The organism is Acidobacteriota bacterium (assembly GCA_012729555.1).
Lineage (GTDB): Bacteria > Acidobacteriota > UBA6911 > UBA6911 > UBA6911 > UBA6911.
In genome coordinates this window covers 1-9,944 of the sequence record JAAYCX010000060.1, presented here as the reverse complement: position 1 = coordinate 9,944, position 9,944 = coordinate 1, and the positions used below count along the sequence as shown (strand labels likewise).

General features: G+C 67.3%; 11 protein-coding genes. 4 read left to right on the top strand and 7 right to left on the bottom strand.

Translation table 11 applies throughout. From position 1 onward, the window contains the following. A partial coding sequence (locus tag GXY47_11910; protein ID NLV31845.1) for a hypothetical protein occupies positions 1–747 on the top strand: 747 nt, incomplete at its 5' end. Between the two features lie 7 nt (positions 748–754). Here the strand turns inward: GXY47_11910 and GXY47_11905 are convergent. From GXY47_11905 to GXY47_11880, 6 genes are all read right to left on the bottom strand, one after another. Next, entirely contained in the window at positions 755–1,255 is a 501-nt protein-coding gene (locus GXY47_11905) for a ferritin family protein (protein NLV31844.1), read from the bottom strand. Between the two features lie 34 nt (positions 1,256–1,289). Continuing rightward, entirely contained in the window at positions 1,290–2,144 is an 855-nt protein-coding gene (locus tag GXY47_11900) for a hypothetical protein (GenBank protein NLV31843.1), read from the bottom strand. 87 nt (positions 2,145–2,231) lie between these two features. Beyond that, a complete protein-coding gene (locus tag GXY47_11895) occupies positions 2,232–2,990 on the bottom strand; it encodes a cytosolic protein (protein NLV31842.1) in 759 nt (252 codons plus the stop codon). A 44-nt stretch (positions 2,991–3,034) separates the two neighbouring features. After that, on the bottom strand, positions 3,035–3,634 hold the full coding sequence (locus GXY47_11890) for a threonylcarbamoyl-AMP synthase (protein ID NLV31841.1): 600 nt from the start codon (positions 3,632–3,634) through the stop codon (positions 3,035–3,037). Positions 3,635–3,702: 68 nt separating this feature from the next. Further along, positions 3,703–3,912 (bottom strand): hypothetical protein, encoded by a 210-nt coding sequence (locus GXY47_11885; protein NLV31840.1) that lies wholly within the window; start codon positions 3,910–3,912, stop codon positions 3,703–3,705. Between the two features lie 15 nt (positions 3,913–3,927). Continuing rightward, positions 3,928–4,917, bottom strand: coding sequence for an SPFH domain-containing protein (locus GXY47_11880; protein NLV31839.1), 990 nt, complete (start codon positions 4,915–4,917; stop codon positions 3,928–3,930). 126 nt (positions 4,918–5,043) lie between these two features. Between GXY47_11880 and GXY47_11875 the strand changes: the two genes are divergently transcribed. The 3 genes from GXY47_11875 to GXY47_11865 all read left to right on the top strand — a co-directional run bounded on the left by GXY47_11875 (position 5,044) and on the right by GXY47_11865 (position 9,132). Continuing rightward, the gene (locus GXY47_11875; protein NLV31838.1) at positions 5,044–6,318 is read left to right on the top strand and encodes a radical SAM protein; all 1,275 of its coding nucleotides are present in this window, start codon (positions 5,044–5,046) and stop codon (positions 6,316–6,318) included. A 66-nt stretch (positions 6,319–6,384) separates the two neighbouring features. Next, positions 6,385–8,613 (top strand): EAL domain-containing protein, encoded by a 2,229-nt coding sequence (locus tag GXY47_11870; protein NLV31837.1) that lies wholly within the window; start codon positions 6,385–6,387, stop codon positions 8,611–8,613. Between the two features lie 114 nt (positions 8,614–8,727). After that, positions 8,728–9,132 carry a DoxX family protein gene (locus GXY47_11865; protein NLV31836.1) on the top strand — a complete coding sequence of 135 codons (405 nt, stop codon included), beginning with the start codon at positions 8,728–8,730 and terminating at the stop codon, positions 9,130–9,132. Positions 9,133–9,156: 24 nt separating this feature from the next. Here the strand turns inward: GXY47_11865 and GXY47_11860 are convergent, their stop codons facing one another. After that, positions 9,157–9,735, bottom strand: a complete 579-nt coding sequence (locus GXY47_11860) for a porin family protein (protein NLV31835.1) — start codon at positions 9,733–9,735, stop codon at positions 9,157–9,159. Between the last annotated feature and the right edge of the window lie 209 nt (positions 9,736–9,944).

Here is a 9,944-nt window from a genome sequence, read left to right as displayed (position 1 = left end):
GAGTTCGAGCAGTACCTGCGCGGCCGTTCGAAGGACGAGCGTGAAGCCCTCAGGGAGCGGGAGCGGGAGTGGCGCGAGTACCTGAAGGAGCGGAGGAAGGCGTACAAGGAGGAGGCGCAGGCGACGCCGTACGAACGGCGGGAGTTCGAGCAGTACCTGCGCGGGCGTTCACAGGTTGAGCCTGAAGACGCGAGCGGCGGGGATGGGGGATGGCAGGAATACCTGAAGCAGCGGAACAAGGCATACAAGGCGCAGTCAGAGGCGACGCGGGAGGAACTGGGGGACTATGCCCGGTATCTGCGCGAACGCAACCAGCAGGAACATGACCGGCGATGGCGGGCGTTCCTCGATGCGCGTCAACAAGGCTACAAGCCCTACGCGAGGGCGACGGAACGGGAGCGGGAAGAATTCGAAGAGTACCGCCGCGAAACCCTCCGCGGCCCGGCCGGGAGCGACCGGTCCGGAGACCAGGGGCGATGGGGGGGATTCGAGACGCCGCGTAACGGCGCCTGTTTCTTCACCGACGCCGACTACGGGGGAAACCGCTTGTGCATGGAGGTGGGCGAGCGGATGGAGTATGTCGGCGACGGCTACAACGACAGGATCTCCTCGGTCCGCATTTACGGCAGGGCCCGGGTGACCCTCTACCATGATTCGAATTTCCGGGGCTCAGAGCGGCGGGTCACGTCGGACGCACCCGGGCTGGAGGGCTTCAACGACAGGACCTCGTCGATCGAAGTGCGTTGACCGCAGGCTAGAAGGGCCAGAAGTTATTGTCCTGCCAGACCTGCCGCTTGAGGTCCTCGTCGATCCGGTGCAGCATGTGAATGTGGGTGCGCTCCCAGTCGGCGAGGGCCTGGTAGGCCGCCCTCTCGTGAGGATCGGCGGCGCTCGAGGCTCTCTGCTGGTAGACCTCGACGGCGCGGTTCTCGAAGCCGATGGCGGCGGAAATGGCGGCGGCCTCGAACCCCGCCGCGGAAATCTCCTTCTGAATCTTTTCGCTCAGGATCGCCGCCGCCGAGGCGTCCTGTCCCGGCGTCTCGAGGGTGCCGGGCCCGAATTTCCCGCTTTTGGCGAATTCGGCGAATTGCCCGGAGAGGAACTCGATGTGCCGGCCCTCCTCCTCGGCCATCATGGTGAAAAACTCGCGGACCGCCTCGCTGCGGGTCTCGCGGGCTGCGGTGGAGTAAAACGCCCTCCCCCGGTGTTCGAGCAGGATGGCTGTCTTCAGAACTTCTTCGGCGGTCTTTTCCATGGTCGTTCCTCCTCCAGGGGAGAGTGTAGCATGCCTACGGTCGGGGCATGTCCTCCGGCGGGGGGATCACGGGGCAGCCGTCGGGACAGAGCGTGATCACGTGGACGTAGCGGAGTTTTCCGTCTTCCAGCCGGAAGGTGTGGGCGTCGGGGAGGCCCTTGGGCCCTCCGAAGTCCACCTGCCCCATGACGGCCCCCAGAAGCTCGTCGACGATGTAGCGCCTGTTGGTCATGGGCACCCCCCCGCCCTTGGGTACCCCGGCGGTACAGGAGGGGTTCGGCTCGTTTTTGGGGTTGGTGTACGCGCCCCCCTCGATGCGCACGCAGGGGATGCCCCAGGGAACCCGGTCGAAGGCGGCGTAGTCCTCGAAGATATCGAAATAGTCGCTGGCGACGCGGATCAGGGTCTGCCGGTCGCTGCGCGTCTCCGGGGGGAGGATGTCCCATTTTTCGGTCGACGAGTATTTGAGATAGCTGTCGGCGTCAAAAAGCCAGTCGTCCCTGTCGCTGACGAGGCTTTCCACTTCCGCGATGGCGCCGTCGACCACCTTGAGCCGGGTCCCGATGACGTAGGGGTGGTCCGTTTTCGCGCTGATGATTTCGGTGAAGGTCTCGCAGATGTCGACGTCCAGCAGGCTGCGGCTGAAATCCACCTCGAGGGGCGAACCCCAGATCCCCTCCCCGAAGGGGGTGGCCTTCCGGTTTTCGATGTATGTCGCCCCCGGGGCCAGCGGCAGGAGCGACGGGGCCCCCCGCTTCAGGGCCTGGAGGTAAAGGTCCGCGGTTTGTTCGAGGCTCGGACGCGTGCACGATTCGGCCGACAGGGCGGATTGCAGCCCCGGCAACCACAGGCCGGACAACAGGACGAATGCGGCGACGATTCGGATCATGGACCCTCCTAAATGGTTTTTTCGGCTGCGCGGCCGGATGGTTGTTCCCCGGGGCGAATATAGACCAGGCGGCCGGAAGATGCACTCTTATTTCGCGGCCGGGAGGCTGAAGCGCCAGGCACAATACCATCCCTCCGGGTGCGGGTCCGGCGGGCAGCCGATGCACTCGGTTACGATGCGGTCGTCGATGCCGCGCGCGAAATACCCGTATTCCACGATCCCGCCCGATTTGCAGGCGTAATCGGGCAGGCCCTTGCGCCGGCGGGCCGACTGCACCCGGCAATCGTTCATATAAAACAGGAAGGATTCGGGGGACTCGTCGACGATCGACTGGACGTTGACGTTCGCGTACAGCCGGAAGCCGAGGGCTTTTTTCAGCCCCTCGAGTCCCGGCCGCCCGGGCAGGCGGAGGAATTTCCTGACGGTCCATGCCTCGTAGGGTGAGAACTGCGCCCAGGCGGAGTCGTTGCAGCGCTTGGCGTCGGTCATGCCGTGGGTGCCTTCCACCGCCTGGAACCAGACGCCGTCGTTGGCGAGCCAGTTCGTGGACACGCTCTTCACGAGCGCCACCAGGGACTCGCGCGGAAGGTCGACCATGGCCGCGGGCAGGTCGTTCTTGAGTGCGAACCCGAGAGTCCGGGCCAGCCTGGCCAGCTGGATCTTCAGGCTCCGGGGACCGGCCTCCTCCAGGACCGCGAGGGCCTTTTCCATGCCGAGCTGGTGCCGTACCTCGGAAAACCAGATGGAGTAGTGGACGATGATGCGTTCGAGCAGGCCGGCGATGTACCCGGCGAGCTCTTCGTCACCGAGCTCCAGAGGCGAGTGTGTCGATGCGGGGTCGTTCATGGTGCACCCTTTCTCCCGGTTGGGGGGCAGGCTGGAAACAATCGTCAGATTTTGCCCAGCCCCTGGCGGACGATGACGGGCCGGTCGCCCGTGAAATCTATGATGGTCGAAGGCTCCAGCCCGCCCGGCCCGGTGTCGAGGAAAACATCGACCAGGTGGCCGAAGGCGGTTTCGATTTCATCGGGATCGGAGAGGTAGGAGCCGCCGGGGAGGGACGCGCTGGTGCTGATGACCGGGTGCCCCAGGCCGTCGAGCAGCGCCCGGCAGACCGGGTGGTCCGGAACCCGGATGCCGACGGTCTTCCGTTTTTCCAGGAGGATCCTGGGCACCTGCCGGGTGGCGCCGAGGAGGAACGTATAGGGGCCGGGCAGGAGATGGCGCATCACCTTGTAGGCCTCGTTCGGGACATAGGCGTATTCGGCGATGTTTTTCAGGTCACGGCAGATGAAGCTCAGGATCTTCCGCTTGTCGTTCCCCTTGATGCGGTAGATCTTTTCGACCGCGTTCTTGTCGTGGAGGTCGCAGCCGAGGCCGTAGACCGAATCGGTCGGGTAGACGACCAGGCCGCCGCCGCGGAGGGAGTCGATGGCGGGTCCGAGCAGCCGCGCCTGGGGGTTTTCCGGGTGTATGCGTATCCTTTTCATCTCGTGTCCGCGCTCCGGGGGATCGACCCCAGTATATCCCCTCGCGGTTTCTTTCGGCACCCCCCTTTTCACGGGCCGCGCTGCTTCCCGCGAGCGCTCCCCGTGTCGGACCGGGCGGGGCCCGGATCCGGGACGGCCCCTCTGCGCCGCGCCACGGCCTGCCGGAGCAGGTATTCGACCTGTCCGTTGACGCTGCGCAGTTCGGCCGCGGCCCAGGCTTCCACCTCGGCCCACAGCTCCGGGTCCATTCTCAGGAGAAACGACTTTCTCTTGTCCATCATTCCCGTTCCGGATCAGGTGTAGAGCGTGCCGGTGTTGACCACGGGATGCACCTCGGATTCACCGCAGAGCACGACCATCAGGTTGCTGACCATGGCCGCCTTCCGCTCGTCGTCGAGGTGGAGCACCTGTTTTTCGGCCAGATCCCGCAGGGCCATATCCACCATGCTGACGGCCCCGTGCACGATCTTCTGGCGCGCGGCGATGATGGCCTCCGCCTGCTGCCGGCGCAGCATTGCCTGGGCGATCTCGGGGGCGTAGGCCAGGTGGGTGAGCCGGGCCTCCTCCACCGACACCCCGGCGCGGCCGAGGCGCTCCTCGAGCTCCTTCTTCAGCGCCGCGGAAACTTCGTCCGCGTTGCTCCGCAGCGTGATCTCGTCCTCCTCCCCGTGGTCGTAGGAATACTGGCTCGCCAGGTGGCGCAGGGCGGACTCGCTCTGGGTCTCGACGTAGAGCTCGTAGTCGTCCACGTCGAACACCGCCTGGGCCGTGTCCCGGACGCGCCAGACGATCACGGCGGCGATCTCGATCGGGTTGCCGCGCCGGTCGTTCACCTTCAGTTTCTCCCCGTTGATGGTCCGCGCGCGCAGGGAGATCTTGTTCCGGCCGAGGCTCTTTTTGTGCGGCGGGCCCCCGGCTTTCGCCGCCTCCATCTGCTTCGTCATCTCCGCCATCCGGCCGGTCCCGTTGGAATAGAAGGGATTGCCCCAGTGGAAACCGCTTTCGCGCACGCTCCCGCGGTATTTGCCGAACAGCACCAGGACGCGGGCCTGGTTCGGCTGCAGGGTGAAGAGCCCCGTCAGGAGGACGAGCAGGACGGGGAACATCAGCACGGACAGGATGGTGAGCAGGGGATGGGAATATCCCCGGCTCCCCTCGCCGGCGCAGTAGACGAAGAGCGCGATATCCGCGACCAGCAGGCCCAGCAGCAGGACAAGGGCCGTCCAGCCGTTGTGGACCCTGACGATGTTCTCGGCATTCCAGTCATTTGTTTCGGTGGCCATGGTTTTTTCCTCTGGTATCAGTTTGATATCATATTGATACCAGAGAGGGCGTTTGCGCCGCAAGGGCTTTTTTTGTTATGTTGAAGAAAGACCCGGGGTCCCGGGACCTTTGCCGCGGAGGGCATCATGCGGGTGCTGCTGATTTCGGCTAATCGCGAGGACGGGGATATGCGCGTGCCCGCCCTCGGGCTGGCTTGCGTCGCCGCCTCCGCCGCGGGTGCGGGGCATGAGACCAGGATTCTCGACCTGATGATCGAGCCGGAGCCCCGGCTCGCGCTCGAGGACGTGATCGGAAACTTTCGCCCGGACGCCATCGGCGTCAGCGTGCGCAACATCGACGACCAGAGCATGCGCCGTCCCCGCTTCCTCCTCGACCAGGCGCGCGAGGCCGTCGCCCGCTGCCGGGAGTCCTCGGCGGCCCCGGTCATTCTCGGCGGGGCCGGCTTCAGCATCCTGCCGCGGCCCATCCTCGATTACGTGGGCGCCGACATGGGGATTGCGGGGGAAGGGGAGAGCGTATTCCCCGAGCTGCTCGCGCGGATCGAGGCGGGCAAGGACCCGGGCACCCTTCCGGGGCTCTACCGGGCGCAGGGCACCGGGACCGCGCCGTGCGCCTATGTTTCGAACCTCGATGACCTGCCGCTGCCGGATCCGCACCTGCTGGCACGCTCCCTTGCCGGCGCCGTGGATGCCCCGGTTCCTGTCCAGAGCCGGCGCGGCTGCCCCGTCGGCTGCAGCTACTGTTCGACCCCCCTGATCGAGGGGAAGGTGGTGCGCCGGCGCTCCCCGGAGGCCGTGGCCGAATGGATGGCGCGCTGGGCGGCCGAGGGGTTTCGGCGCTTTTACTTCGTCGACAACACCTTCAACCTCCCTGCCGAGTACGCCGCCGGGCTCTGCGGCGCCATCCTCGATGCCCACCTCGACATCGACTGGCGCTGCATCCTCGTTCCCACGGTCGTCAGCGCGGAACTGGCCGGGCTGATGGCGCGGGCCGGATGCCGGGAGGTCAGCCTGGGGTTCGAGAGCGGGTCGGCCGCGTTGCTCGGAGGGATGCGCAAACCTTTCGATCCCGGGGATGTCCGCCTCGCGGCCGAACGGCTGAGGCGGGCCGGAATCGGCCGGATGGGCTTTTTGCTCCTGGGCGGTCCCGGCGAAACCGAGGAGACCGCCCGGGAGAGCTTCGATTTCGCCGAGTCCCTCGAACTGGAGGCCCTGAAGATCACGATCGGGGTGCGCATCTACCCCGGCACCGAGCTTGCGCGCGTCGCGCTCGGGGAGGGGGTGATAGCCTCCGAAGCCGAACTGCTCCACCCCCGCTTCTACATGGCGCGGGGACTCGAGGACCGGCTCCGCGCCCTGGCCGCCAGGCGGCAGGCGCGCAACCCCGGCTGGATCCTCTAATCTCCTCGGCGAACCGACCGATGAAGACAGGGTGGGCGGGAGTGCGTCCGCGATCGGGACGGGAGCATGGACAGATTCTCATGGGTGGTGGAGAAGGGGAACGAAGGCCTCTGGGACTGGGACCTCCCGGCCGGCCGCATCCATTTCTCCCCCCGCTGGCAGGCGCTCGTGGGAGGTGAAGGCTCCTGCGGCAGCTCGCCGGAGGAATGGTTCGGCCGCATCCCCCCGGATGAGCGCGAGGCGGTCCGGAGCGCCATCGACGCGCGGCTCAAGGAGAGATGCGGAAGGTTTGAACTGGAGCACCGCCTTCTCCATGCCGACGGATCCCGCCGCCGGGTGTCCTGCACGGGAATCATCACGCGGGACCCCGACGGCCGGGCGGTCCGGGTCGCGGGAGCCCACACGGACATCACCGCGTCGGTCGCGGTCGATCCGGAGACCGGCTTGGCCGGCCGCTCTTTTTTTCTCGACCGGGCGGCTCGTTCCCTGCTGGCTTCGCAGAGGGATCCCGCATTCGTCTTTGCCGTGATACTCCTGGCCATCGACCGGCCGGAAGCCGCAGAAGGCCCTTCGGAAACCGGCGGGGCCCTGGTGTCGGCCGCGGCGCGCCGCCTGGAGACGCGCATGAAAGCGGGGTACCGGCCTTCCTCCTCCGGCCGGGACCATGCGATCGCGCACGCGGGAGCGGGAGAGTTCCTGATCCTGCTGGAGGGCCTCGGCGGCGCGGACGAAGCACAGGCGGTGGCCGACCGCCTGCTGGGTGAGATGGCGGAGCCCTTCAGGGTGGGGGACCGGGAAATCTTCGCAGCCGTCAGCGCGGGAACCGCGGTGAGCGCCAGCGGGTACGAAAATCCGGAGGATATGCTGCGCGACGCGGACACGGCCCTTCACCGGGCCCGTTCCCTCGGCGGCGGGCGGGCCGAATTTTTCGACACCGCCGGCCTGGAGGCGGCGCGCCGGGAGCGCGCCCTCCAATCGGACCTTCGACGCGCGCTCGGGGAGGGGGAGCTCCGGGTCGTCTACCAGCCGATCGTCGACCTGTCGTCGAGCCGGATCGCCGGTTTCGAGGCCCTGCTCCGCTGGCGCCACCCGGAGCGGGGGGAGGTGTCCCCCGCCGAATTCATCCCGGTCGCCGAGCGGACGGGCCTGATCGGTCCCATCGGGCTCGGGGTGCTGCGGGAGGCTTGCCGCCAGGTGAAGGCCTGGAGGAAAAGCGCTCCGGGGGCGGGCGGAGTGTGGGTTTCGGTCAACGTGTCCCCGGCCCAGCTCAGGGGGGAGTCTTTCGTCAGGGAAGCGGCCGACATCCTGCGGGATGAGGCGTACGCCGGCGACGGCCTCGTGCTCGAGGTGACCGAAAGCGGGATCATGGAAAACACCCAGGCCGCCGTCCGGATTCTCATGCAGTTGCGCCTCGCGGGGGTGCGCGTCGCCATCGACGACTTCGGAACCGGGCATTCCTCCCTCTCCCGCCTGTGCGGGCTCCCGCTCGATTTTCTCAAGATCGATCCTTCCTTCGTCAGGGGAACCGAAAGCGGCGGGGACATGCTCGAAGTCGTGCGCAGCATCAGCGGACTGGCCGGGAGGCTGGGCCTCGGGGTCATCGCCGAGGGGATCGAGACCCCGGCGCTGCTCGAGCGGGTGCGGTCGCTCGGGTGCGGGTACGGCCAGGGTTTTCTCTTTTCGCGCCCGGTCGAAAGGGAGGCGGCCGCCGCCCTGCTCGAAGGGGGCACGATCGGCGTGGAGGAGCGCGCGCTTCCCGCCGCCCGCCGGGAAGGGGCGCCCGGGCGACGCCGGGGAGGGGGGCGATGGAACATCAAATGGGGCCTTGCGGCGCTTGCCGCCCTGGTCCTGCTCGGCATGGGGTACCTGGGGGGCGGCCCCGACAAGGCCCCACCCGCTCCGGTTGCGACCCTGGCGGTCGAGCCGGGTGCGCCCGGCCCGGGGATCCAGGCCCAGGCAAGGGCGGAAGCACCGCCGCCGGCCGCCCCAAAGGAGGAGGCCCCGCCGGCCGATTACAGCTTCCCGGTGATTCACGACCACCGCTTCGGCAGCTGCGGCGGGAGGCTCCGGCTCACCTCCGACACCCTTTCCTACCTCGGAGGGAAGAAGGAGTGCCGGTTCAGCGCCGGAAGATCGGCCTATACCTGCCGCATCGAGGACGGGAAGATCGTTATCCGGACCGAGGGCAGGACCTACCGTTTCCATCCCGAAGGGGACTCCCCGGAAACGCACGCCCGGCGGCTGGGGGAGATCCAGCGATACATCTCCCGTCTCCACCCCGAGGCCTCCCGCTGACTCCCGCCCCCCCCCGGCATTTCCTGCGTGGATTCCCCGGGGCCCCCCGAAGTATAATGGGGCCAACCACAATCAGGTTCAGTTCAGCCACACTCAAAATCCGGGAGGGGGACTATGGAACGCTGGATGGGCAAATATTCAAAGCTGTCGTACGCGCTCCTGCGCATCGTGGCGGGGATTCTTTACGCGTGTCATGGGGCCCAGAAGCTGTTCGGGGCGCTCGGGGGGCAGGGCTGGGGGGGCGACCCGATGATGCTGGCGGCCGGCGTCATCGAATTCGCCGGCGGGGTCCTGGTGGCGGCCGGCCTCTGGACGGGGTATGCGGCCTTTGTCGCGAGCGGCCAGATGGCGGCGGCCTATTTCATCGCCCACGCCGGCAGGGGGTTCTGGCCCATCCTCAACGGGGGGGAACTGGCGGCGCTGTACTGCTTTCTCTTCCTCTACATCTCGACGCAGGGCTCGGGGATCTTCGCCCTGGATTCCCTGATCGGGCGGCCCCGGGTCTCCGCCAAACCCTGAAGGGACCGGAACCGCCCGCCGGGGTCAGTCGCCGAAGTGAAACACCAGGCCGGCGGAAATCCGCAGGTTGTCCTGGCGGTCGTCGATCCCGCTGAAGAAGATCTGCGGGCCGGCGTCGTGGCGCGTCATGAGGTAGTCCACCTGGACGGCGCGCAACGAAAGGGACGGGGTCAGCCGGACGTCGAGGCCCCCGCCGATGGCGGCCGCCAGGGCCGTGGCCGAATCCCCGTAACCGAAGGCGCTTGTGCTGACGCGGCTGGCGCCGATCAGGAAATGGGCGAAGGGGGCGACCGTCTCCGCCCGCCAGGTCACCTTCGGGCCCACCATGAAGGTGTGGGAATTGACGTCGAGATAGGGGATCTCGAAGCCGCGCACCGAGGGGGAGCCGTAGTGGCCGCTGAAATCCCCGGTGATCCCGAACCATTCCGAAATGTTGACCGTCGCCGCGGCGTTCCAGCCGTGAAGGCTCATATCGCTCGGATCGGCCCGCAGGTAGGAGTAGCCGCCGAAGACTTCGGCTTTGGCAGTGTCCTGGGCCGGGGCCGCCGCCGGGGCCAGGAACAGGAGGACGACCAGAACCGCCGGAAACATGGATTTGCTCATAAGCACCCCTTTCTCCGCGACGGGGCCGGAACCCGATCCGCGGTCCCTGTATTGGATGCTTCGGCGCGGGCAAGGTTTCACCGGGATCGGGTAGGAGGGGGCCTCACGGCCCCCGTCCTCCCACACCACCGGACGTACGGTTCCGTATCCGGCGGTTCAGATAATCATAAGGGCTGACGAACCGTTGTCAGCAGTGAGAGCAGCCCCAG